We start from the raw sequence: 25,663 nt of genomic DNA on the forward strand, positions 1-25,663 counted from the left end.
ATTTTCCAACAACCCAATATGTCTTTGGGATAGTCTTTTGTTTGACTACTGCAGGATGTAGAACCAATTAATAGTAATAGGATAATAATTTTCTGTTTCATAGCTATATAATTTATTTAGCTTTAGTTGTATAATTAATATCACGTATATCCAGATACTCCAGTTCGCCCAGTGTGCCTGTCCCGTATTCCATATGTCCGTATAGGTTTTGGTAATACTTCGCTGAAAAATCGCCCGAATCTTTTGGTACGGGTATTGCCAAACGGCATTTCAATCCCTTATAAATGTTTTTTCCGTCTGCACCTTCATAAGGCATATAGGTGCGTTTATCGGCAACGGTGATTGGTATCGGTTCACCGTCGTATCCGTTGTAATTGACTTTTTCATTATCATACATAGCATCCTCCTGTTTGGTGTTTACAAGCCTCGATGCGAATACAAGGCATACATCCGGAGAAAAGTACACACGATAAGCATCATCTTCTTTATATATTACTCTGCTGTTTATCAGTTTGTCTCTATGCTCATAATCGTTTTTAGTTACCATAGCTTGTATACGTTTCAATATCTCGTATGGTTTTATTGTGATGCGCATAGTAGACTGCCCCTGACCGGTAGTCTCGCTCATCTCTTCTATTATATCGCTTGCATTAAACCTCCCCAAGCCATTACCGGCATTCACATATGCTATATAGTCTACAGAGTCGTACCTCAATACGCCAAAGTAAGAGATGTCTATATGCAGTATAGTAGGTACCAGATAATTCTTGGTACTGTCTTTTGCATAACTTCTAATATCCTTCGGCGTAAAATGTACCTCATAAGCTGTTGACATTTCATCAAGCAACCTTAGCATCTCTGCAAAATCTTGCAAATTGTAATTATCTTTTTTATAGGTAAAGTCATCTTTGGCTATTCTCTTTCTTCTTAAATATAATTCTTGAGCTACTTCATAATATCTTTTACTTGAAGAAACATCTATATTAGTATTTATCTTCCTTGAAAATTTATCAGGTCCTATATAATTGGTAAAAACAGAACAAATCAAGAAGCTTTGCCATATATCGTGCTTCCTCTTGTCGGAGCGTTCGCCCATATAGTACGACAGCACAGCCGTTCCTACGGCTACCAGCACCAGTACTACAACCACAGGCCAGCTCACCGTCAGCGTCACCGCCAGCGTAAAGCATACACCACTCATCAACCCCAGTGCACTCGATATAAATTGATAGTTGGCAGCACTTGTATTCCGGGTTTCTACCAGCCGCATACATTCCACACAGTCGGCAGCAAAGAGAGCTACATCGACCACAACCCCTCCTGCTACTTTTGTAAGTACCTTGCGAGCAGCCAAGAACTGCCTTACTCTTGCCGACCGGCCTATCCATTTGTTTATCTTATCAGGAACTTCTCTATACACATTCATATCTTGCACAAGCTGGAACGAGTGCCCGAAAAGGAACAATGTATAATAAGCCCCATCGTAGAGGCTGCCACCCTGTTTTTCTTCCCGTATCCCTTTCTGTACGCTATCTATAGCAAACATAAGGTTTATGGGAGGAAGTATCTTACCCACACACTCTACAAGATTTGTAAATGCACTGGCTGCCAATCTTTTCGGTGCTTTGGAGCTTCGAAACACTTCCAACCTTTTAATCCTCAGTTCTGACAGATCTTGTTTTATCTGCCTACTTCTCCGTTTTTTATATTTAATCGCCTGTTCTCCGGCTTCTTTTATTTTTTCTCTTGTCGCACCGGTCGCCACCGGCGTTTCTCCTTTCACATTTACAGCTTCTCCGGCCAAGAGCCTTTTCTTCAATCCGGGAGAGTCTTCAAGTTGATACTCTTCTAGCAGTTCGGCAATTTTATTTTCTCTCGTTCCTACTATCTTGGCCTCTTCACTGATAAGCATGTTTATCGAATCTTTTAACCCGTCTATATTCGAAGAAAGATTTTCATTGATACGTTCGAGGGCTCCGGTGTACGACAAAACACAGTCTTTAAGTATATCTACCGTAACAGCAACTATTTTGGAATCATCCAGCTTTACCTGCCCTTCGGGCAGCTCTTTACTTTCTTTGGCAACACTTTCGGGTACAGCCTTTTTCGCGAGCAATTTAGCCATATTCATTTGCCGATATCTCTCATCTATCGGTATGCCCTCCACCTGTAGGTATGCAAAGGTCATTGCATCGTTCAGCTTCGCCCATTTGTCCGGCTCGCTTTTTTCATTTCTGCTGATATCCGAATCATAACTATCGGGCTTAGCCTTTAGTGTTTTTAAATGATTATTGATCAAGTGTTTGCCAACGAGTGATATATTTAGTGTTTGATCGATAAATTGTATGAGCGCATTATTATAATCTTCCGAAGATATGACTGAGCCGAATACATCCCGCATTTCGGAATATTTTTTTTGCAAATTCTCCCGGGTTTTGACAGCCAAGAGTTGTGTTATTTTATATTCCTGAACCATCGACTGATATTTATGTTTGTTGTCGCATTCTTCAACCTTCTGATGTTCCGGTTGGTTCAAGGCTCCATCTTTTGCATATAGCATATTGTGTAGCAATGCAGCAGAGAGATACAGGGCTTCATAGTCTTTTTCGTTTCCATCGTCTTTATCTCCATATTTGTTGCCTTTATCCAACTTCGATTGCTCGCAACCCTTCCGTATAGATGTATTCAACACCTCTTTATACAAAAGAAATCTGGATAATTCGTCATGAATATCTTCGGCAATACCCAATGTATCGTTTAGTGTATAATAGATAACCTTTTGCTTATCCGAGTCTTTTCTCGAAGGATTACCGTCCGGCTTATAAACAGTTGTAATATTTTCTGTATATATATTTTTTGTAAGTTTATTACCACTGCTCTTATCTCTTAACTCATACATGTCTTCTCTGAAAGCATATACCGGAGGCAAGCTCTGCGGAGATGACTTCTCTTTTGCATCTTTCCACTTTTCAGTATCGATCGTTGAGAAATAAGACTCATCGTTTACTGTTTTCTCTCGAAAATCATCGGTCCATAGTATTGTAGAGAATGAAACTTTATATTTTTTGTCTTCCGGGAGAAAGATAAAATCAAAGGTTCTCTTATCCAGCCATTTTCGCATCTCTTTCAAAGCTTTGTCCGGGTTTTTAACTTCAATCAATTTATATTTAGATTTTTCAGTCTGGTATACCAGCCACGAGCTATCTGCCTGGCAATAAATATAAACATATCCATCCCTTATATTTTTTCTGAAAAATTTAAAGTCCGGAGCATCTTGCACTAACGATGTAGGCTTTTCTAATTCTACCAGCTTAGGCTTGACTTTTTTGTCACTGCCAAAACTCATTACCTTATAATCCTCTTCATCTACGTCCTTATATACTGCACCCAAACGACTAAGGTAAACAGGAACACATTTTTTAGGAATATCCCGAGGCTCTGCCACAGAAGTTTCACTTTCTTCTTGCTGAACAATGTCGTAGCTATAACTTTTCTCGCTCATACCTATTATCCTTTACTTATTCTTGCATCTTCAGCTCCTTGTACAAGGGCGACACCTGCACATTTAACGACGAAATCTCCCCCATTAGCAAACATATCCGTCTCATTGGTCAACAGAGTCAGTTTTTCGCCAATAGTCTGATTCGCATTTTGCATAATGGACTCTTTTAGATTATTTGCAGAAGTTTGAATATTTTCTCCCACATCTGTCGTCTGATTGTTTCCAATAGTTGTAGTCTGGTCTTGTCCGATAGTTGACGTCATATTTTCATCCACATTAATCTCCATATTCTTACAGTTCAGCGTCATTGTTTCCAGAGCTGTAATCTCTATATTATTGCCTTTGGTATCTATATGGACAAAATTACCGTTCTTATCTTTGATGGTAATACCCAGTGTTCCTTCCGCATCATCGAATTCGATTGTATGCCCTTGCCGGGTAATGATACTCTTAATATGGTTATTTTCTTTGCCTCCTTCGGCATTCTTTCCATGAAACATACTACCCATGACATACGGCTGATTCGGATCGCCAAACTCAAAGCCGACCATCACCTGATCGCCCTTCTCCGGAACGAAAACCAGTCCTCTGTTCTTCTGTACTACATCGCTTGATCCTGCATTCGGAGTCATCACTCTGAGCCAGACATCACTTACCCTATCCTGTGCAAACGGGAAGTCTACCCTGATACGTCCTTGTCCCTGCGGGTCTTCATTACTGATAACGGTAGCTCTTATCGAATCGGCTACAGGCATACATACTGCGGGTGCGGGAACTGTTTTCAAAGCGGCGGGCACTGCTTCAAACTCACATTTATATCTGTGGTTCTGGTCGATGGTGTGTTTTACTTTTACAATACGGTAAGTACCCAGATCACTGGCACCTCCCATATTGGCAGGCATATTGATTGTCAGTTGACGTCCTATTCTCGGAGCGCAGGTCTTGGCGGTGCCTCGCACATACACTGTCTCTGAGGCTGTAACGGACTTCTCTCTGGCAACCAGTTCATTTAATGACCCGATATCTCCCAATGGAAGGGAAGACGGGGTACGGACTGGACGCTTCTCGGTCAGTTCTTTACTGCTATCGGCGGCCGTATTGACATATTCGTTAGCATTATCGATGGTCGCAGGGGCATCCTGTGTAATGGTATCATCCTGTTCCGCTAAATATTGGTAACGGGTAAAGTTATTGGCGAGCAGGCGTGTGCCGAACTGGAAGCTGGTTATTTCTTTATCATAAGTAACTTCTACCGGACTCCAGTCTTTGTATTCGCCGAATACCAAGTCCATACCTGTATATAGCAATGTCTCTCCGGATATGGCTGAAAGCCTGCGCAGGAACTCCCAGTCGCTTTCCTTATATTGCATCAGGAAATTTACCTGACCGGTATAATGAGGTTTATTGACACAAGGCAGACGGTCTTTCTTATTGATAATATTATCGGTAACCTGATCAAAGACTTGTCCCAAATTCATATTGCAGAAGATGTCCAGACGCTTGCCTCTTTCCAAAAGGATAGTGGGGCTAAGGCCTTCGAGTATCAGGTAGCCGTGTTTGCCTTCCTGTCCTTCGTGGTATACATCGCGGATGACTCCCCTGAACTCATAGGCATTGCCGCTGTCATCGCCCTGCATCAGATCGATATCCAAAAACTGTCCGATCAACTTCATCTGCTCCAGCGGGTTCTTCATGAAATCCTGTTTCAGGGTATCATAATCCATGACTACTCTAAATGAATGGTGTTCCGAAAAGGACTGTTCCAAACTTAATGATACAAAGTCGATTTCATCACCTTCGATATAGACCCGTGCATTGGTGATATGTCTTTCGTTTAATAAATCCGAAGTTGCCATAGCGTATAATTTTTATAATTGTTATATTCTCATATTGATTTTACTTACATTGTGCTACAATCTGGTATTTATTCCCAGATATGCTTTATGAGTCTTATCCGACAAACGGAATTTTGTATCTTCATCCGACAATTTGTATTTTACGGTAATATTCCGGTCAAAAGGAATAACAAAATCAATCAATTCATTTAATATCATTCGATTTTTAGCATTCGATTCAAATAGTTTCATTTGCCCTGTACTTAAAGGACCAATCGTAATTTCCAGATCGACATTATCGCCGTTTATCGAATTTCCTAATACAGAGTTGATTCCCAGTTTCCATTTACCGAGAGCGATTTTCTTCTCATCCGGCAGGCTTTTTCCAGACTTTTTGCCTTCCAATACTTTTACAGGACAATCAAGTATTATTTCCATTACTTTGGATATCAGATCCAGACTTTGTGAAACTTCTGCAATAACAGGTATAATCCGGATAAAAAGAAGAACCTGTTTCAGATTCAGGTACCTGAGGATATTCCAATGGCCTATGAATATGTCTTTCAGGTTTTCGTAAAAATAAGCTTTATCGAACCTCTGTTCGTATATCTGGGCATCTACTAAAACCTGATCCAGAACTATTTCGAATGGCTGGAAATATTTACGGGCGAAAAACTCTTCATTTCTGTGATTTCTGATTTCACTGATAATATCTTCCTGTGTTCTCTGTTTGCGTGCATTTTCGGGTTGATGGAACAGACCTTCAGGTAGCGAGTCGTATATGCTTGGCCGGTTTGTATAGATGTATAAGTATTCCATCAGGTCGTATCCCGAATATGTCAATTCTATTTTATTGATATCTTTGGATACATTACGGATATCGCCCCGCTGACGGACAATGACGGCTTTTTCCATATCCTGCTCTTCGCTGTTAAAACCGGCTGCGACCAGTTCTGCCCTGAAATCCGTATCCAGCGTATTTATTAAAGAGATATTATGTAATTTACCCGTTTCCATATTTTTATTTAATCATTCTATTAATCGAGTATTGTCCAGCCTCCTTTTGCCTTAAGGGTTTCTGTCTGGTATGACCTTTCGGAAACAACAATATTATCCTTGTGTTGCCCTATATATTCCAGAGAACTTAATCTGACCCATAATTCGGAGAGAATGCGCAGGAATGATTCTGTTTGCAGCATAACAGAGCGTATGCTGTTATGGTCATATATAATACTCAATGTATTTGCAAGTAGTTCTTCGAATGAACCGGGGGTTATATCACTCCATTCGTAAAAATACTTCAGTAATTCTTCCTTTTCTGTTTTATTGATAAAGCTCAGGCTGATATAACAGGTATGTGCCAGCGTAGAGAAATAACCGGTTATTTCGGCTGGCGTCATTTCTCTTCCCATATTCCTGTATGAAAAATAGATAGATGAAATATAACGCATCATATCTTCACAAACACTTGCAATATGGTTAGCGACAGGCGAATTTTGTGTCCTGTTGCGGACCTTGCCTATGATGACTTTCGATGCCCGCTCTATATCGTTAAGGTATGTTCCGAAACGTTCATAATAATCCTGTAAATCGGAGGAACTGTTCATGCTTGTGCAGGGTGGAATATAATTGGTATCTACCTCATATCGCCCTCCTTGCTGACGTACCCTGCCAATAATCAAATGATACAGACCTAACTGCTCATAGTTGATTTTACCTTGAGGGGCAATAGATAGCTGGTAAGACTCGCTCACATCCGGATGTCGTGGCGGGGTCTCTTCGTTGTTTGGAATACCTGTGGGTACACGTTTGTATGGGTCTACGGAAAGAATGACATCCCAGAACCTGGTTGTTGCCGCTTCCTGTTCTTTTTCTTTATTAAAAGAATGGGTATAAAGCAGATAATCGGATTGCCCGGGATTGAACGATATCCTACAGCCGGCAGAGGTAATGGCATTACAGCGCCTCAGGCGTATTTCAACTTTACCTGTAACGCGTTCGCTGATATCAAACTCTGAAGAATTACCCTGTTTGCCGATAGCTGGTAATAATCCGTAATTATATGAGGTCAGCCTTATATTCTGATTATCACATAAACGGTCGATAAAGTAATTTTCCTGTTGTTGCAGATGCTCAAATCCTACATCCATACCTTCAACCCAGTTTACCAGCCTATGTTCTTTTTTGTGTTGCATTACTATTTATCTTATTTATTATATCTGATTGTTATTTGTCAGTCTCCAATCTGCCCGTACTCTTCGTATTGTGTACGTTTGGCCATAATTGTATTTTTCTCTTTTATTTTATTTTTGGAAAAATTCAACTCGGGATCGATATACTTTCTGCGTCCTAATATGGAACTGTTTGTATAAAAAATCCATCCGTAAGAGTCGTTATAATCTGAATGAATGACCGGACTTTGAGGTGATTTTTTATTGTAATCATCAATAAACAGTTTAAACCAGACCCCGAATGGTATGTCTTCCGATGCTTTAGCCTTAATATTCAAAGGCTCCGTATCCGAAACATTCTTGAAAAGTTCTAACTCTACAACAAGTACTTTGTCGTAGTCAAAAAGCTCTGAATCTATCGTTTGCTCTTTATCATACAACCATATCCTGTATATTTCTAAAGGTATATCCATATAGCTGATATACATTTTACGGAACAATGTCGGAAAAATGAAAGGAATCAGGCAGGTACATGCCCATAGTCCATATTGAAGTTCATTGCACAGGTTAAATACAAGAGAAAACAGTGCTGCTCCGACAAACAGAGTAACAAGGACAATGAGAAACTCTACATAATACGGCTTGTCATTTATCTCTTTTATCACTGAATGTAATATTTTCAGGTTATACCACCCCAATACGAGGTACAATACGAGTAAACCTATATAGAAATAAGGCATAAACCAGTAATCTATAAAGCCTAAAAGTCCGGGTAATGCCAGTATTACACAGGCCAACAGAAAATAGAAGATTGCTTTCTTATTGCTTAACAACTGGTTCTTCTTGGCAATAAAAAGCATAACCACTCCCAAAATAACGGCTGTTACAGGCAGTAGCAGATAGAGTAATATAAATTTTCCAATGACTAGTTCCATGTAATATTTATCGTATTTTCGTTTAGTTGATTAATATCCTGTAATTAAATGTTGCCGGGGAATTTTCGGCCAATATTTGTCTGAAATATTCAGCATCTTCTTTTCCGATAGGGCTCTCGTTTTTTTCTTCCGAAACTATATGGACATCCGTAGTCCCGATAAATCCGGTTTTAGGGTCATTGCTATCAATGAATCCTTTTGAAACCGACACTTCCTTGACCAGATCACAGAATTCTTCTTTACAGAATTCTATAATATCTTCATCTGTAACCAAAAGGGGGCGTTTGGTCATTGATTTTCTGAATATACCCGCCCTGTCGGACTGTTGTGGTGCGTAAGAACCTTCTTTTGTTGCCGCTAAAAAAAATATAGTGGAAGGTTTTACCGCTAATTCAGATTCTGTTCTAAGGCTTGTACCTGATCTTATCTTGTGCCCGGATATGAAATTGGCGACCCAGTATTTTACAAAATAGATTTCATCGCTTTTCTCCGGATTTAGAAGAATATAGTTTATCGTTTCAAAACAGTCCTTTTCTTTTCTAAGAGCCTGTTTCAAACCTTTGACTACAATCTGTAAATCCGATTGGATTTTTTTCAGTTCCGTCTTTAATTCTTTCTTGCTTTTAGATAAGGCAGAAGCTTCGCTATCCAGTGAATCGGCTGTATAGCTAAGATAATCTCTGGCATCACGAATATTATAACGTTCGCATCCGCCCTGTCGCAACGAATATATTCCATAACGATCTTTTTCTGTATCATTTACAGGGATATCGTAATATTCTTTTCCTGTGGAATCAGAAATGGAATGGACAGATAGGAAAGACTCATTCTTATCGGTATATAATGGTATTACGGGTACACTTCTGTTAATTTCCAGAGTTTGGCTTATCAGCTTTTTACAAACAACAGGTACTGTATTAATGCTTATCTGGAGTGAACTGATAATATCATTCGTATATTGGGATGGACAGCTAACCTCAATCCAAAGTAAGGGTTTTGTAAAATCTTCCTTAAAACTATCGGTGAAGGAATCTACCAGTTTTGCAGGAAATGATTCCCGCACATTGGATATATCGAAACTACCTTTCACTGTAAGGAAGCAAGGATCGTATTCTTTTCTTATATCATTGTTTATCCTGCTTGACACATCAAAAGTACCGAACAGATTCAGTTGCTTGTTGTCTTCTGTATCATCAATAGCAAATATACCTCTTCGCATGGGGATGCGCATACAGGAAATTTCAAATACCAGATGAGGTATTTGTTTGAGATATTGTTCCTTGTTGTAGACTCCGCCAAAATCCACATAGAAAGAAAGATTCTCTATATTATTTATATTTTCATCCAGTTCGAGGCCTATCCAAAAAGAATTTTCCGAGAAAACATCTTTTTGGCGACTACGGGTCAGTAATGTTTTGTTTCTTTCTCTATCTACTGAATAGAATAATCCATTGTAAATGAAATACCGTATATCTCCATTATAAATCTTTGTGTTGCAAACAGGATAAAAGCTTAATCTATCTTCTGTTTTATCTATGTTATAATTGCAACTGAATGAGGTTTCGGTTGTAAGTATTAGCTCTTCTTCCAAAGCGGAAACCTGTATAATACCATGGGACGGTTTTGTGATTAATTCGATATCTGAGATAAGCATTGACGACAATTTGTCGAGTATGCGTTTTTCCATATTATCGATATCTCCGGATATCTTGTATATTTCTTCTCCTAACGATTCAAGGCACAGACCAACCACCGGGTCTAGTAATTCTGCCCGGCTGATTTCGTAATAGTCCGCAGCTAAACGGCTCATACGGTTCAGAATGGTTTGTTTATTTATGTATTGGTCTGCCATTTGTTCAAAATGTTTATTTATTCTGCGGATAAAGGCCCTAAGAATAAAGTATATTTAAATCCGCAACGGTCATTTGTCGAAGCAAGCTTCCCGTTAACCTGCACGATTACTTTTTTCTTTATTGCTGTAGCCTTCATTATTAAGTCTTCGCGTACTACTTCCATAATATGGATTGAAACTGTAACATCTCTAAGCCGTTGTTCAAATTTCTGTATGGCTTCAAGGATATATCTTTTAAAATCATCTTCCCATTTCTGACGTGAAACAACCCTTTCGAAGTCCATATCCCATATCCGGCAACCGAAGTTTTTGTCAAACTGATGTTCTCCGGGACAGGTAGTCAATAGTAACTCTATATGCTGGTCGATGGATTCTATTTCACTGCACATCGGCATATCGCCGCCTTTTTCATCAAAAATGGAGTCGAACCGTATCGGTAGTTTATAGAAGTTGTTTCTCATTATGCTTTACTTTAAGTTCAGGCTCTTCTTAAAGAAGATTTGCGTCTGCGTACTTGCTGTGAAGGTTGCCCTGTCAATATTGTATTCTTTATATCTTTAAATCCGGCTGTACTTGTAATTTTCAGGCAATGAACCGTCTCTTTTTTATCTATTACATTCCGACAGACTGCTATAACTGCTAATGACACTGCTTTTCCGCTTTCTTGATTTTGTTTTATAGGAACAAGGTCTAACAGATAGATGCCCAATCCCAGTTGTTTCTTAATCAGAGAAGATGAATAATAGCTTTTCAATGAACGGGTATGGAAATCTATTTTCTTATTGACAGAATCTTTATCAATGGTGACTTTTTCTACTAATCCCCAACCTGCAACTTGTCCCCAACGCCAGATATCAAGTTTGAGGTGCAAATAAAATTCCTGTAATGTGTATTCTTTTCCTGTCATTGTTACTTCTTCCACCTGTTTTCGTATTCTTCATTGCCGACTATTACCTTATGGGGTGAAATAATCAGTGTTGTCAACAATCCCGCCCCTTTAGGATTCATGGTTTTCTGGTAGCTGATACAGTAGGCTTCCTTAAATGCCATATGCATGGCTGCGCCTTCTACGATCTTATTGTTATTGACCAAAAAACGAAATTCACCATCACGCTTTTCGTAAGGGTTCATCATCCATGCATTGATCCATTCATCAGGGGTTTCGCTGATTGTAAGGGTTATGATTCCGCCATAGACCTCACTGTCTGGTTTATTCCTGTCGTTTACATCCTGACGAAACTCCAGATCGAACTCTTCGAGGATATATTTCTTCCCCCGAAAAAGAAACTCTACAACCATTGAAGGCGTTTCTGTCTTTCCGAAGAAAAGTTTCCCTTTGCGTATGCGATCGAAGAAGCCCATCAGTTATATCTGTTTTTATATTCAACATCGCCTATAATCATCCGCTGTGCATTTATTGTCAGCAATAGCACCACATCTTGCCCACTTCCGGCTGGTTCGTAATGCATCCGGAAACCGACACATCGTCCTTCCTCAAAATAGATTTTTTCCAACGACTCTTCATAAGCATCGTTAATGCTTATTTCACCATTGTATTTCTTGCTTTTGTCGAACACCCATGCCATCAGTTCGTCTGTAGGCAACATCGGTAAAGCAACGCGGATATTACCTGCCAAAACTTCGGTGCGAACCTGTCCTTCCTTTGTGATGCCTTTGTCAAAAGAGTATTCGCAATGAATAACATCATAGTTGTGGAGGTAAAGATTCTGTGTGTTGTCTTTACTCGGTTTGCGAAGCTTTAATGTGGCTTTTCCGTCCATAATATATAGGTTTCAATATTTAGCTGACACCAATCTTTATTCGGGTTTAAAGATTTAAAACTGCTGGTCTCCTGAAATAGCTAAAGCACCACCCGTTAAACAGATGAATGCTTTAGCGCAATACTACTCAAACAATATTTACACCGACATCCGTTATTGCTGTTCTACATCTGTATTCCAGGTATTTTCTTCTTCTCCTTTAGTCCCATCCAACTTGATGACAAAGCTCTTAGCCGGGAAGAACGGAGTGATGTGAATATCCAGATAAATACGGTCTTTCTGATTCGGATCGCGTTCGAAGCGAACAATCTTGAATTTCTCAATCAGACGATCAGGACCTTGTACTCCATCTAAGAATTTAATGATCTGTCCTCTAAGATCACGTTCGGTTTTAGAACTCCAGTTCTCGAATGCACGACGGTTCAGAAAGTCGAAAAGAACTTTCATGATATAGTCAAATGTGCGCACAACCGAATAAGTCTGTAAGCCGAGATTATCTCCGTTAAACAGCGTTTTTCCGGAGAATGCCATTACTTTGCCGTACTCGTTTACCATTGGAATGAGCCCCATCTTGTCTAATTGGGATATCTCGCTCTTCTTCAAAGGGAATACCACACTGTCTACCTCGTTGATACCTCCGTGCTTCTTTCCGGCGGTTATTTGCGACATTAGTGTTGTGTACACCTTTCCAGCCAATGCTGCGGCAGGCGATACATGCAGATCATTTTCTTCACCCAATTCGTTGTATCTGCCTCTACCTACAAGCCAGTTACAGGCCATACAGGTGTTCGCCTTGAAAGTATCGCCACCTGAAAGATCGGCGTTGAAAAACATGTCTACAACATCATCCGGCCTGTCTAAGTCCATGAAATCTGTATAGAGCATAGCCTTATTCTCATAAGCTATTTTCGACCATTTATCGAGAACTTTCGAACCTCCCAAATATCCGGGAAGAACCAGTAATGAGTAATTCTTTCTCAGATCCAGTTTATCGTAGTTTTGTTTCAGTTCGTTAGCGATATAGTCAATAAAACGTGAATTATCTAAATCGGTAATCTGGTCATGCGAAGCATTTACAATAGTGATGTTAGTCAGCTTGTCTTCTTCCGTATTCTTATAGAATAACATTACATTGCGATATGATTGCTCCAGATCGCGAACAGTATTTACTGCTGTTAATTGATTCTCGGAGAGAAGCTGGGATACGGTGCCTGCTTTCTCTTGTGCTTTTTCGAGCATTTCGTTAATAGAAGATGAGGAAGATAACAAATCTATCCACAGATTTATCATACTTCTTAGTTCGGAACGCTGAGCTTTGTGATTTTCTTCTAAAAGAAAAGCTTTTTTACGAGCTTTACGCTCAGGATTCATGGCGGCGATCCCATCGACAGCAGATTCCAGGAAATTAAATCCTCCGAATTTTGCCAGTTTACTTACCGATTCATTGACTGCTTCGGCCGCACCGGATTTCTTTGCGGGTTTTACTTTTTCTACAACTTCCGCCTGTTGTAGTATATCTTCTTTTGCCATATTTGTATCTATGTTTGATGTAGTATTTATTTATTTTTATCTGTCACCATCTCTTTTCTATACATTTTCCGCTTCGTCCAACTCGGCAATAACTCCTTGCAGAGCAGCTACAAACGCCGCTTTTGAGTCAGCATTTTCCAATGCACGCTGCAATACTTTATTAGAGCGTAGTTGTTTGATCAATGTATCATAGAATTCCTTTTGTGTATCCAATCCTTTCAGGAACTTACTCTGCCCTGTAAGATTTTTCACAGCAAAATCACCGACAGAGGTAAAGTGGAAAGTTTCCTCTACAGGCTGTCCCTCTTCATTCGCAAATTCTACATCTATCTGTGGTCTATAGTGGGCAAATACCTGTTCTATGGAAGTCAAACCTACAGCTGCTTCGGGATTAACAGGCTCATCGGAGGTTAATTGCTCCACAAGCATCGTCCGGTTTTCTGGTATGGCGGCAATGGATTCCGAAGCGTCTATTTTTACTTCGTTACCGCCGATTTCGTAGTTATTAATCATATCTGTATATTTTTAATTTATTATCTTTGCATAGTTTCCGTTTGGACAAAGAAAAACCTTCTGATATTAGATATCAGTATCTTTCTATTCCCGGAAATGATTTTCAAAGGACGGAACGGAGGGATTCCTCAAACTTTAGTAGGGAAAGAGAGATCCACTCCGCATCCGTTCTGTTTTTAGTTCGCCGGCCAGTTCTGTTCGAACTGAGCTCCACCAACTTTTAACACCTGAGCTGAAACAACAAATGTCAATGTCATAGGTTTTGAACCGATTACATCTATAGACTCCTCGAAAGAAATGATATAACCGTTTTCCCAAGACAACTCCTTCATTTTAGCTTCTTCGTCTCCTTTTTTGAAAACGATGCTGCCAGAAACAGGCTTAAACTGAGAAACCATTGATTCTAAGATAGATGTATCATCTGTAGACTCAATATGTACCCGTACTTTTCCACCATAAATGTTAGACGCAGGACGGCCTTTGGAATCGATGTCTCTCTCCAGTTTGTAATCACAATCCAGGACGTCGAATTCTTTTCCGCCCAGACTTAATGTAGCTCTAAATGCCATAATTAAATTGTTTAAATAGTTAGTAAAATTTGATATATAATATCAAGTGTAATTGCAAAAGTATAAACGGGTAATCTTTTCATGGGATTAGTCCCCGTTATATAGCATAATTATGAGTAATCCTTATTATTATTTTAACTTATGAATTTTAAATGGAATAGAAACTTATTGTTGTTTTGCTTTGTTTAAATTATTGTATATTTTGTGACCATCAAATATATTGAACTTTTCAAGATGTTGTTTACCTGTTTTCCATCGATATAGATTTTTTATTGTCAAAAAACAATCAAGAATCAACTAATCAATAATTTACATTTTTAGAAATATGACTTCACAAAGATTTTTCTTTGAATAAACGAAAAACAGAACTATTAAGACATTGTATTTTTTAGAAAAAAAAGTTATATCCATAAAATGTTAAATATTTAATTATTAGATATATAACTTTTAAATAAGTAATAAAAAGTTATATTTATGCATTTTATCATTAAATATGAATACAATATGTGGTTTTCATACGTTAAATGTGAAAATAAAGCCTGAAAACAAAAATGTAACATTTACAATTAAGAAATGTTACGTCCACATCTGAATATTTATATACCCTGATTTGCCGTGATTATTTATCTTTTGGGATGAGATGTGTTAACTGGGGATCATTGTTTATACGCTCAAATTCATCTAAAATGATTTGATTAACTTCTATTTTTATCCGTTTGTAGTTCATATCTATTTGCTCCTGCATTCGGTCTGTTCCATTTTCATCTATGAAATCACGATCTGAGGAATAGGCACATAATTGCTTGTTTCAGCCTTAACGGCATCATTATCTATGACAATCTGGGCATGGAATATTTTCTGGTCGATCCGTTCGTCAAAATTATCCGATACGGCGCCCACAAACATACCTTGGGTAAGGTTAGATATTTTGGATGCGGGGATCAATGAATCGAGCTGTGTGTTAATGGAAGTAGATGTATCCTGCCTGTTTATGGTCATCGACTGGCGCTTCTGCAACACTTTTCCGAAACGTTCGGACAGGTTCTTTGCCGTTTCTCCAACGACCTGCCCACTGAAGATATTACCAACACCCGTAGTGCATTTATGCAATCCGAGTTTTAAGTTGTTAATATTCTTGTTATTTAATTTGTTAATCAGCTGTATAACTGTCAGGGCCATAATCTTAGATAATATCCTGTTTTTGAATCCATCAAAGGATTTGGCATAATTTCTACGAATCATAAATTGATCACATAGTTGCGAAAACAGCGTTTCAATACGTTTTCTTGATTTACGGAAGATGAAAGCTTGAGGTTTATATCCCTTCTGATTTTTACGCATTGGGACTTCAAGTCTAATTTGATTTGAAGAGAATAAATCTCTTTGATAATCAATGCTTAAATATCCTTTATCTCCTAAAATTATACAATAAGTGTACATGGATTTTATGTCTTTTAGATAATGAATGTCATGCACAGAGACTTTTGTTAAATCAAAGTCTGTAAAAACACCATCAATGGTACAAACTGCATGAAGTTTATAACCATAATAGTTATTTGCCTGAGAGGCACAATATCCGTTGTTGGGAGTCATTTGATAGTCTTCTTTACAAATCCGGCTTCGTGTACTCCAACTTAGTTTGCAGACTTCCAAAGGTATACTATCTACGATATAATAGTCTGATGATGAAATTTGACCAGCCAATTTTTTGCGTAGTAATTCTCTATGGGGAAATAATTTGCGCTTTCTTCTATTATAGACACTTCGTTCTATTCTACAATACAATTCATCTGGCAGGCTCCTAAATAATTGATATTCTGAATCAATACTCATATATTCAGAGGTTAAGTCGATTGCAATCAACTCAATATCTGATAATTTAGGTTTACGTATTTGATTCAAAAAATTCATCTTACTCTCAAAATCCTGTAATGTTTCTAATATTTTTTCGTAATTTGCACTGAAGTTATTCATGTTGTTTAATTGCGTGAGAGACAATTAAATATAATCATTTATTTGATTATGAACAACTTCTTTTTTATTCCCAAATGCACTACGGGTTAGTTTGTTATTTTAGAGGAAGTTATAATAGCCTGTTCTTAAACAAACCTCCTGATATTATTTGTATTAAGTATCATATAAAAAATTATCTTTTATTTTTAATGCGCATATTATATCTCTGGTCAAATTACCCAAATCTTATTTCTTCGCAAAAGTACTTCGGCATCCTGTAATTTCCTTCCCAAGATATCATCTTCAGCCAGTTTTTAGAATACCTTTCTCCAAGCCTAAAGCAAGTAATACCCGGGCATACACACTAAAAAAATATGAGGTTGCCCCTTTTCTACCTGCCATAAAGTAGATCGGACAAATGCCATTCTGCTTCCATCTCAATATAACTTTTTTAAATATTTTCCAATGGAAACTTGTTTCTTTGGAAATTATTGTTTTCCTTTGTCTTATATTTCCAGTGGAAAATATATAAAAAGACGATAAACAAGAACAGATTAAAATAAGAAATGAAAAAAGTAATTATCATCACATTGAGTACAATATGGCTTGGTCTTCAGGTTGAAGCACAAAATATCCGGTATATCTCAGCCGACGAAGCCGTAGAAATTGCGATCAGCAATAACAGCAACGTAAAGATGGCAGGATGGGATACAAAAATAGCGAATGCCAATTACCATCAGACAGATGCTGTATTTCTTCCACAAATAACAGTGGGATATACAGCTTTAAGTACAAATAACCCATTGAATGCTTTTGGCTTTCTCTTGCAGCAGGAGTCCGTTACAGCAATGGATTTCGATCCAGCCAAGCTGAATAATCCCGGAGCCAGTCAAAATTACAGTACACAGGTAGAGGCTAAACTGCCATTGCTAAACATGGATCTGATTTACGCTCGCAAAGGGGCAAAAGCTCAGGAAGAAGTGTACAAATACAAAGCTGAACGAACAAAGGAATATATCGAATTTGAGGTGCGAAAAGCATATGCCGGGCTACAAATGTCGTATCAAGCTCGAAATATTCTTCAAAGATCATTGGACGATGTAAAGCAAATACACCAATCTGTTAGCAATTTTTATGATCAAGGTCTGGTTCAAAAGTCTGACGTTCTGAATGCTCAGGTACAAGTCAATACAATTGAAGCAGCATTGGTAAAAGCTGAGAGTAATATACACAATGCCTCAGACGGATTATGTCTACTGATGGGGCAAGAAGCTAATGACAAATTATATACAACAGATTCGTTGGTACAGGAAATAAGTCTGCATCAAGCCAGAGAACTTTTGTCTTTTCGTTCCGACATTATGGCTCTTAACAAAGCTATAGATGCAACCGGCATGCTGGTCAAATCATCCCAAATGGCATTTCTACCACGTATCAATGCTTTCGGTTCATATGGACTAAACGACTCTAAAGCCTTTAAGTTCAGGAATGATTCATACTTGGTTGGCATAAACCTAAGCTGGACAATATTCTCAGGCAATCAAAATCGGAGTAAGATGAAGTCTGCTCAATTTCAGCGAGACAGAATGCAAGAAGAGCTTAACTTACATATTAAGAAAGAGCAACTGGAACTCAGTAAGACCAAGCGTGACCTAAATGATGCGCAGATAGAGATAAACAAGCAGAAGCTAAGCGTTGAGCAAGCCGGCGAAGCCTTACGCATTCTCTCTAACCGCCACCGCGAAGGTTTAGCCAGCACAACAGATTTACTGATGGCACAAGCTCAACTTTCCCAACAAAAACTTTTGCTCTCACAATCTATTATGTCCTATAATATAACAGAGGCATATCTCAATTTTCTGTCAAAAACGAACGTTTGAAGTAGCGAGAGCAGAATTAAAACATAGTTTTAAATTATGCCGAGTCGCGACAAACGACTGATGTTATCGAAGTAACAAATAAACCTATAAATAGAAATGAAAACTTTAAGAAATACATTTTTAGGAATAATGGCAATATCGGCCCTGTATTCCTGCGCTTCTTCCGATAAATCAGAGGATAAAGATAAGACCATAGTAAAAGTAAAAACTTACTCTCCGGCTCAATCCTCAAACGAAGGCTTTTATCTTAGCGGCGAAGTCACAGCCAAGCAAACTGCAACTATCAGCACACGTATGATGGGCTATGTAAGCAAGATACATGTAAAACCGGGTGATAGAGTAGCCGCAGGGCAACTTTTGGTTTCAATCAGCAGCGATGATATTCTGGCAAAAAAAGCACAGGTACATGCTATGATCATCGAAGCCGAGGCCGCTGCAAAAAATGCACAGCGAGATTATGACCGTTTCAAAAGATTACGTGAGCAGAACAGTGTGTCAGATAAGGAACTCGAAAATGTCGCCTTGCAAAATACATCGATGGATGCCAAAGTGCAAATGGCCCGCCAGCAGATGAACGAAGTAAATGCCATGCTTGCCTACACCAATATACGTGCACCATTTTCCGGAATAATAACACAAAAGATGGTAGACGAGGGGAGTATGGCAAATCCGGGTATGCCGATTCTTGTGTTGGAACAAAACGGTGAATTGCAGGTAGTGGCTTCCGTTCCCGAAAACTACATACAATACGTAAAAGTGGGCGATGCTGCTAAAATAGAATTGAAATCATTAGGTGCATCCATTGATGGAAAGGTGTCAGAACTTAGTCCATCAGCATTCCGTACAGGGGGGCAATACTCGATGAAACTGTCTATTGATGCGAAAGACAAAGAAAATATTCGCTCAGGGATGTTTGTCAATATATTAATACCCAATAAAACGGGCGAGAGTATTCCCTCTAAAATCATGTTGGATAAAAACTCGATTGTTTACCGTGACCAGCTCACCGGTGTATATGTGATAGACGATCAAAGCCAAGCCAATTTACGCTGGATACGTTTAGGCAAAACAACAGGCAATCAGGTAGAAGTCCTTTCCGGCTTGAGCCAAAATGACAAGATTGTTTCTAAAGCCGAAGGTAAATTATATAATGGAGTAAAAATATCTGTAAATAATAAATAAAGTTATGGAAAACGGAATTTCAGGAAAAATAGCCGGAGCATTTATCAAATCGAAACTGAGTATTTTACTCATGTTTGCCTTTATACTCTTAGGGCTGTTCAGTATATTTTTTATTCCACGCGAAGAAGAACCTCAGATTGAAGTCCCGATGGCGGATATTATGATCGGCTATCCTGGTGCAACACCACAGGAAGTGGAATCGGGAGTAGTACAGCCAATCGAGAAGATTGTTTCTAACATCAAAGGAGTAGAGCATGTATATTCTACCTCGATGAACGGTATGGCGATGCTCACCGTACAGTTTTACGTGGGAGAAGATGTAGAACGTTCGCTAGTAAAACTTTACAACGAGATGATGAAGAACATGGATCGTATGCCGCAAGGTGCAACTATGCCTTTGGTAAAATCGCGAGCCATAGACGATGTGCCTGCTTTGGCTTTCACATTCTGGAGCGATAAGATGGGCGACTATCAGATACGTCAGGTAGCCGAAGTAGTGGGCAATGAGATAAAGAAAATACCCGATGTGGCACAAGTTAATGTTATCGGCGGGCAAAGCCGTCAGGTGAAAGTGATGCTCGACAAAGATAAGATGGCACAAAGTAAACTCGATTTTGGAGTAATCGCTCAATCATTACAGGCCAATAATGTACAAATGCAGAGCGGTAATATCATAGCAGGAGATATGGTTTATTCTGTGCAAACCGGAAACTTCTTTGCCAATGTAGAAGAAGTGAAAAGCCTGATTGTGGGAACGAACGATAATCAGCCTGTTTACCTGTATCAAGTTGCAGAAGTAGAAGACGGGCCGGAAGTACCCAAACAATATGTATCATTTGGATATGGAGCTGCCTCAGGCGATAAAAAAGCAGGTATGCCTGACGACTATTCGGCTGTGACTATTTCTATTGCTAAGAAAAAAGGAGCCGATGCCATGAAGCTGGCAGAAGCAGTGAGCGATAAGGTTGAGCATCTGAAGAAAGATGTTATCACGAATGATCTGAATGTGGAAGTAACCCGCAATTACGGAGAGACTGCCTCTCACAAAGTATCGGAACTATTGCTTCATTTGTCTATTGCCATTATAGCCGTAACTATATTTGTGATGGTAGCCATGGGCTGGCGTGGAGGTTTAGTAGTATTTCTATCTGTGCCTGTAACGTTTGCCCTGACTCTGTTTGCTTACTATTTCTTAGGCTATACGCTCAATAGGATTACATTGTTTGCACTGGTATTCGTGACGGGTATTGTAGTCGATGATTCCATTGTGATTGCCGAAAATATGCACCGCCATTTCAAGATGAAGAAGTTACCGCCATTACAGGCAGCACTTCTTGCGATTAATGAGGTGGGTAATCCTACTATCCTGGCAACGCTGACTGTTATTGCCGCTGTGCTGCCTATGGCTTTCGTGTCGGGAATGATGGGTCCCTATATGAGTCCGATGCCTATCGGAGCGTCTATCGCCATGATATTCTCATTAGTGATAGCATTGACCCTGACACCATATTTTGGGTATCTGTTCCTGAAACATAAGAAGAAAAATGGAGAGGATGAAGATTCGCAGGAAAAAGAACCCGATTTGCATGAAACAAAAATATATAAGTTATATGCTAAGATAATAACTCCTTTTCTCGAAAACCGAAAACGCCGTTGGGCATTTATGATTGGACTGGCTGTCATCTTATTTGGATCGTTTGTATTGTTCTATACCAAGTCGGTTCCTGTAAAGATGTTACCTTTCGACAATAAAAATGAGTTTCAAGTAGTAATAGATATGCCCGAAGGTACAACTTTGGAGCGTACCGCTGCCGTTACCAAAGAATTGGCTGTCTATGTCAGCCGGAATGATAAGGTAACTAATTATCAGACTTATGTGGGGACCTCAGCTCCTATCAGCTTCAACGGTCTGGTTCGCCACTATGATATGCGCATGGGCGACAATGTTGCCGACATACAGGTCAACCTTGTGAACAAAGGCGAACGTAGTGAGCAAAGCCACGATATAGCGACATCGGTGCGTGCCGACTTGCAGGCTATTGGCAAGAAATACAATGCCAATGTTAAGGTAGTGGAAGTGCCTCCGGGCCCTCCTGTGATGTCTACTATTGCAGCCGAGATATATGGCCCCGACTATGAACAGCAGATTGCCGTAGCCAAGCAGGTAAAAGACTTGCTGGCTGCAACGGAGAATGTAGTCGATGTGGATTGGTCGGTAGAAGATACACAGACCGAATATAAGTTCGAGGTAGATAAAGATAAAGCAATGAAGCTGGGTATTGCGAATGCACAGGTAGTGCAGAATATGCGGGCGGCTTTATCAGGAATGCCTGTGGGGGTGTTGCACCAGCCTTCGTCGGTCAATCAGGTAGATATTGTACTTCAATTGTCCGAAAAAGAAAAATCAAGTATCGAAGATGTCTTAAGCATCAAGGTTGTGAATCAACAAGGAATGGTTATTCCCGCAGGCGATTTAGTTAAAGTTACTAAAGGAGAAAAGGAAAAGAGCATCAACCGAAAAGACCAGAAGCGGGTCGTATATGTATTAACTGAAGTTGCGGGAAGTTTGGAAAGTCCCATATATCCTATTACCGAGGTCTCGGATAAGCTGTCTCAGATAAAACTACCGCAAGGGTATACCTTGTCGGAAGAGTATAGTGAACAACCACGATACGAAGACAATTTTGCCTTAAAATGGGATGGGGAATGGCAGATAACCTACGAGGTATTCCGCGATCTGGGATTGGCATTCTTATTCGTGCTGATTATCATCTACGTGCTGATCGTGGCCTGGTTTCAAAGCTTTACCACCCCTCTGGTGCAGCTATCTGTTATTCCGTTGTCATTAATCGGTATCATATTCGGCCACTGGATTATGGGAGCTTACTTTAGTGCCCCGTCTATGATCGGCTTTATAGCCTTAGCCGGAATTATGGTGCGTAACTCAATATTACTCATCGACTTTATCGACATTCGCCTGAAAGACGGCATCCCGTTAAAACAGGCTGTTATCGAAGCTGGAGCTGTACGTACAACTCCTATTGTGTTAACAGCCGGTGGAGTAGTATTGGGAGCGATTGTCATCCTGTTCGATCCTATATTTCAGGGTTTGGCAATCTCGCTGATGGGAGGAACCATCACATCTACAATACTTACGCTGATTGTGGTTCCATTATTATATTTTAAAATGTTGAAAAAAAGAGTTAAATGATTATGAAACTATTAGTTGTATTAAGTATAAAAGAATATCAGGAACGGGTGGCCAACCTGCTCCACGATGCCGGGGTGAAACGATTTAGTGTAACCAGCATAACCGGATATAAAAAAAAAGAAGAGAATCTGGGATGGTTTGCAGCCAATGCCAGTACTGCAAAGACAAATTCCATTATGCTTTTCAGTTTCATCTCAAAAGAAACAGCGGATAAGGCTATTGCCGAAATAGACAGTTGCAATATAGAAACGAATAATCCTTTTCCGGTGCATGCGTTTATCCTTGATGTTGAAAATTTTTCTAAATTGCTTTGATGATGAAACGTGAATATATTATACGGATAGTAGCAGGAACAATGGTATTGGCAGGTATATCCTTAGCCTATTTTATATCTATCGGATGGTTATTATTACCTGCCTTTGTGGGAGTGAATCTTATACAATCTTCATTCACTAAATTTTGTCCTTTGGAGATATTGCTCGATAAATTGAAGGTTAAACGGTAAATAAGTCTCAGGCGAGCGCGAACCGGATATAAACATCGTCCTTGCTCTCTTTTTTTAATTAGTATGAAGGTCGTAAATTATATAATAAGAATATTCCTTGTTTTTATCGTGCATACATCATTTGCCTATTCTCAGGAGAATACGATTCTGCATGTAGATAGTTTGTCATTACGAAATAACTATCTTCAGGAGATGCAGTTGGTAAATATACTGAAGCATAAGCCAATAGAAGTATCGGAAGACCTTGTAAGATCTGTTTTGGATAAGCAAGCGGCCTTTGCCGTATACAAAGATAACTATATGGTAACGGGAATCCCTCTGAACAAAGGGATAACCCGGAAAACAGCAGATGCTTTCTTCCAGTTCAGTATCAGGCACAGGATTACCAGGAGCGTACTCCCTTTCAATTCGTTCTTATATATCATTTACTCCCAGAAGTCGTTTTGGGATATTTACGATGAATCGAGTCCTTTCCGCGATACAAATTACAATCCCGGAATAGGTATAGGACAGTATGTTATAAAGGATAACAAACTGAAAGGGGCGGTAATGGTTTCCCTGGAGCATGAGTCGAATGGCAAGGCTGGAGACGATTCCCGCAGCTGGAACTATATAAACCTGTCGGCTAAATACTTCTATAATATGCGGCTGTCAGCCAAGGCACAAGTATATTTACCGTATGTGGATGGGGGTAATAACAAAGATTTGTTACGCTATAAAGGGTACGGTATTATTTCAGTCAATTATATTGACAAGAAAAATTTATGGTGGTTCGACCTTAATATAATCCCACGGGATAAATTTATAAACCCTAATCTACATACATCTTTATCGTATAAGGTATCAAAGAACTCAAATCAGTACCTGACCTTGGATTATTATGCCGGTTATGGGGAAGGTTTATTGAATTATAAAGAATATACGAATCAAATCAGAATAGGGTTTACCATAAAACCGGATTTCTTTAGTGCTTATTAAGTAACTGTTTTAAAATGAATAACAATGAATAATAAATGGGATGAACAGTATAATATTGAAGAGTACCGATACGGAGAAATACCAAATCTGTTTTTCAAGGAAATTATAGATACTCTTCCTGCCGGAAAGATACTTCTTCCTGCCGACGGAGAGGGGCGCAACAGTGTGTATGCAGCTAAAAGGGGCTGGGTAGTTGACGCTTTTGACCTGAGTTCGCAAGGTAAAGAAAAAGCCCTACGATTGGCACAAAAAAACAATGTGGATATTTCGTTCAAAGTAATTGATTTTGAAAATATAGTTGAGAACTATATTGTAGACTCTTACAATGCTATTGTTCTAACCTATGTTCACTTACCGGAGCAACTAAAAGAAAAATATCACAGGTCATTATTGTCTTTGTTGAAAAACGGAGGATACATTATTATTGAAGGGTTCAGTAAAGATCATGTTAAATATCAACGACAAAACCCGTTGGTTGGAGGACCTCCGGATGTCAACATGATGTATTCGAAGCAAGAGATACTTTCCACTTTTGACTCTTTAGGAATTTTGCTTTTGGAAGAAAAAGAGACAGAACTGGCTGAAGGAACAGGTCATAACGGAAAAGCTTCCGTAATACGTTTTGTGGGCAAAAAGATATGAGATAAAGAAGAGTATGGTTTGCATTGGAGCCGCCGCAGAGAAATTGAAAAAATATGTATCTGATTTACAAAATAAAAAACATGCATAAAACTCTTTATAATCTGGATAAAGAGTTTCTGAAAGATAATGGCATAACTTTGAATGAATCCATTATCGTATATTCTTTAGCTGAAAATAAGAGCTTTTGTGCCGGCTATCTGTCTGAACAATTAGGCTTATCCAACTCCCGCACATCCAGAATTTTATTGAGCCTTGAAGAAAAAGGATACATTACAAGAAGAATGGGAAATATCGACAAAAGACAAGTACTTTTTACTTTAACGGAATCGGGGAAACAAAAGCAGAAAGAAATCTGGAAAAGAGAAAACAGATATATAAAGTATATCACTTTATTGGCTGAATTGATAAATAGTGGAATTTAAATAAGCAATAGCCTGATGTACGAACTCTGGACGAATGTAACGGTACATACCCGTGGTGCATTTAAGCGATTACGGTTTTTAGGTTGTTAATATTTCGGTTATTTAATTTGTAAAAAATGGGACTCGATCTTACAGACACTCAAAATAAGTTTCAGCTAATCTGACAACATTTTTCTCTTTCAAACGCCCTCTAAGGGCTTTT

At 39.0% G+C, this 25,663-nt stretch carries 21 protein-coding genes and 2 pseudogenes; 8 read left to right on the forward strand and 15 right to left on the reverse strand.

All coding sequences use genetic code 11. From position 1 onward, the window contains the following. Positions 1–112: 112 nt before the first annotated feature. The 15 genes and pseudogenes from M2448_RS19590 to M2448_RS19660 form a co-directional block, all read right to left on the reverse strand. The gene (locus M2448_RS19590) at positions 113–3,502 is read right to left on the reverse strand and encodes a toxin VasX (RefSeq protein ID WP_280647866.1); all 3,390 of its coding nucleotides are present in this window, start codon (positions 3,500–3,502) and stop codon (positions 113–115) included. A gap of 5 nt (positions 3,503–3,507) precedes the next feature. After that, positions 3,508–5,358: a phage baseplate assembly protein V gene (locus M2448_RS19595; protein WP_280647865.1), complete on the reverse strand. Its 1,851-nt coding sequence runs from the start codon at positions 5,356–5,358 to the stop codon at positions 3,508–3,510. A gap of 54 nt (positions 5,359–5,412) precedes the next feature. Then, the gene (locus M2448_RS19600; protein WP_280647864.1) at positions 5,413–6,354 is read right to left on the reverse strand and encodes a type VI secretion system baseplate subunit TssG; all 942 of its coding nucleotides are present in this window, start codon (positions 6,352–6,354) and stop codon (positions 5,413–5,415) included. A gap of 20 nt (positions 6,355–6,374) precedes the next feature. Then, a complete protein-coding gene (locus M2448_RS19605; RefSeq protein ID WP_280647863.1) occupies positions 6,375–7,532 on the reverse strand; it encodes a type VI secretion system membrane-associated complex protein TssK in 1,158 nt (385 codons plus the stop codon). 38 nt (positions 7,533–7,570) lie between these two features. After that, a complete protein-coding gene (locus M2448_RS19610) occupies positions 7,571–8,443 on the reverse strand; it encodes a TssN family type VI secretion system protein (RefSeq protein ID WP_280647862.1) in 873 nt (290 codons plus the stop codon). Positions 8,444–8,465: 22 nt separating this feature from the next. Beyond that, complete coding sequence (locus M2448_RS19615) at positions 8,466–10,295, reverse strand: hypothetical protein (protein WP_280647861.1); 1,830 nt, start codon at positions 10,293–10,295, stop codon at positions 8,466–8,468. A gap of 17 nt (positions 10,296–10,312) precedes the next feature. After that, a complete protein-coding gene (locus M2448_RS19620; RefSeq protein ID WP_280647860.1) occupies positions 10,313–10,756 on the reverse strand; it encodes a GPW/gp25 family protein in 444 nt (147 codons plus the stop codon). 17 nt (positions 10,757–10,773) lie between these two features. Further along, positions 10,774–11,217 carry a hypothetical protein gene (locus M2448_RS19625; protein WP_280647859.1) on the reverse strand — a complete coding sequence of 148 codons (444 nt, stop codon included), beginning with the start codon at positions 11,215–11,217 and terminating at the stop codon, positions 10,774–10,776. Then, a complete protein-coding gene (gene tssD / locus M2448_RS19630) occupies positions 11,205–11,657 on the reverse strand; it encodes a type VI secretion system tube protein TssD (RefSeq protein ID WP_280647858.1) in 453 nt (150 codons plus the stop codon). Before tssD (M2448_RS19630) ends, M2448_RS19625 begins: the two co-directional genes overlap by 13 nt. Beyond that, entirely contained in the window at positions 11,657–12,076 is a 420-nt protein-coding gene (gene tssD, locus M2448_RS19635) for a type VI secretion system tube protein TssD (protein ID WP_280647857.1), read from the reverse strand. Before tssD (M2448_RS19635) ends, tssD (M2448_RS19630) begins: the two co-directional genes overlap by 1 nt. Positions 12,077–12,229: 153 nt before the next feature. Beyond that, positions 12,230–13,606, reverse strand: coding sequence for a DUF5458 family protein (locus tag M2448_RS19640; protein WP_280647856.1), 1,377 nt, complete (start codon positions 13,604–13,606; stop codon positions 12,230–12,232). Between the two features lie 57 nt (positions 13,607–13,663). After that, a complete protein-coding gene (locus M2448_RS19645; RefSeq protein ID WP_280647855.1) occupies positions 13,664–14,119 on the reverse strand; it encodes a hypothetical protein in 456 nt (151 codons plus the stop codon). Between the two features lie 176 nt (positions 14,120–14,295). Beyond that, positions 14,296–14,688 (reverse strand): type VI secretion system tube protein TssD, encoded by a 393-nt coding sequence (gene tssD, locus M2448_RS19650; RefSeq protein WP_280647854.1) that lies wholly within the window; start codon positions 14,686–14,688, stop codon positions 14,296–14,298. Positions 14,689–15,307: 619 nt separating this feature from the next. Beyond that, positions 15,308–15,777, reverse strand: a pseudogene (locus M2448_RS19655) (conjugal transfer protein TraG); the annotation flags it as partial. A 27-nt stretch (positions 15,778–15,804) separates the two neighbouring features. Then, a pseudogene (locus tag M2448_RS19660) lies at positions 15,805–16,662 on the reverse strand (IS982 family transposase); the annotation flags it as partial. A gap of 545 nt (positions 16,663–17,207) precedes the next feature. On the opposite strand from M2448_RS19660, the gene M2448_RS19665 reads away from it, so the two are divergent. The 8 genes from M2448_RS19665 (at position 17,208) to M2448_RS19700 (ending at position 25,461) form a co-directional block, all read left to right on the forward strand. After that, on the forward strand, positions 17,208–18,521 hold the full coding sequence (locus M2448_RS19665) for a TolC family protein (RefSeq protein WP_280647853.1): 1,314 nt from the start codon (positions 17,208–17,210) through the stop codon (positions 18,519–18,521). A 96-nt stretch (positions 18,522–18,617) separates the two neighbouring features. Continuing rightward, the gene (locus M2448_RS19670) at positions 18,618–19,703 is read left to right on the forward strand and encodes an efflux RND transporter periplasmic adaptor subunit (RefSeq protein WP_280647852.1); all 1,086 of its coding nucleotides are present in this window, start codon (positions 18,618–18,620) and stop codon (positions 19,701–19,703) included. Between the two features lie 4 nt (positions 19,704–19,707). Next, positions 19,708–22,914, forward strand: a complete 3,207-nt coding sequence (locus M2448_RS19675; RefSeq protein ID WP_280647851.1) for an efflux RND transporter permease subunit — start codon at positions 19,708–19,710, stop codon at positions 22,912–22,914. A gap of 2 nt (positions 22,915–22,916) precedes the next feature. Continuing rightward, a complete protein-coding gene (locus M2448_RS19680) occupies positions 22,917–23,228 on the forward strand; it encodes a hypothetical protein (protein WP_280647850.1) in 312 nt (103 codons plus the stop codon). Beyond that, positions 23,228–23,419: a DUF2892 domain-containing protein gene (locus tag M2448_RS19685; RefSeq protein WP_280647849.1), complete on the forward strand. Its 192-nt coding sequence runs from the start codon at positions 23,228–23,230 to the stop codon at positions 23,417–23,419. The genes M2448_RS19680 and M2448_RS19685 overlap by 1 nt, the downstream gene beginning before the upstream one ends. Positions 23,420–23,482: 63 nt before the next feature. Continuing rightward, the gene (locus M2448_RS19690) at positions 23,483–24,397 is read left to right on the forward strand and encodes a phospholipase A (protein WP_280647848.1); all 915 of its coding nucleotides are present in this window, start codon (positions 23,483–23,485) and stop codon (positions 24,395–24,397) included. A gap of 24 nt (positions 24,398–24,421) precedes the next feature. Beyond that, positions 24,422–25,039: a class I SAM-dependent methyltransferase gene (locus tag M2448_RS19695; RefSeq protein WP_280647847.1), complete on the forward strand. Its 618-nt coding sequence runs from the start codon at positions 24,422–24,424 to the stop codon at positions 25,037–25,039. An 80-nt stretch (positions 25,040–25,119) separates the two neighbouring features. Next, a complete protein-coding gene (locus M2448_RS19700) occupies positions 25,120–25,461 on the forward strand; it encodes a MarR family transcriptional regulator (protein WP_280647846.1) in 342 nt (113 codons plus the stop codon). The last annotated feature ends 202 nt before the right edge of the window (positions 25,462–25,663 follow it).

This window comes from Dysgonomonas sp. PF1-14 (assembly GCF_029892965.1).
Taxonomy (GTDB): Bacteria; Bacteroidota; Bacteroidia; order Bacteroidales; family Dysgonomonadaceae; genus Dysgonomonas.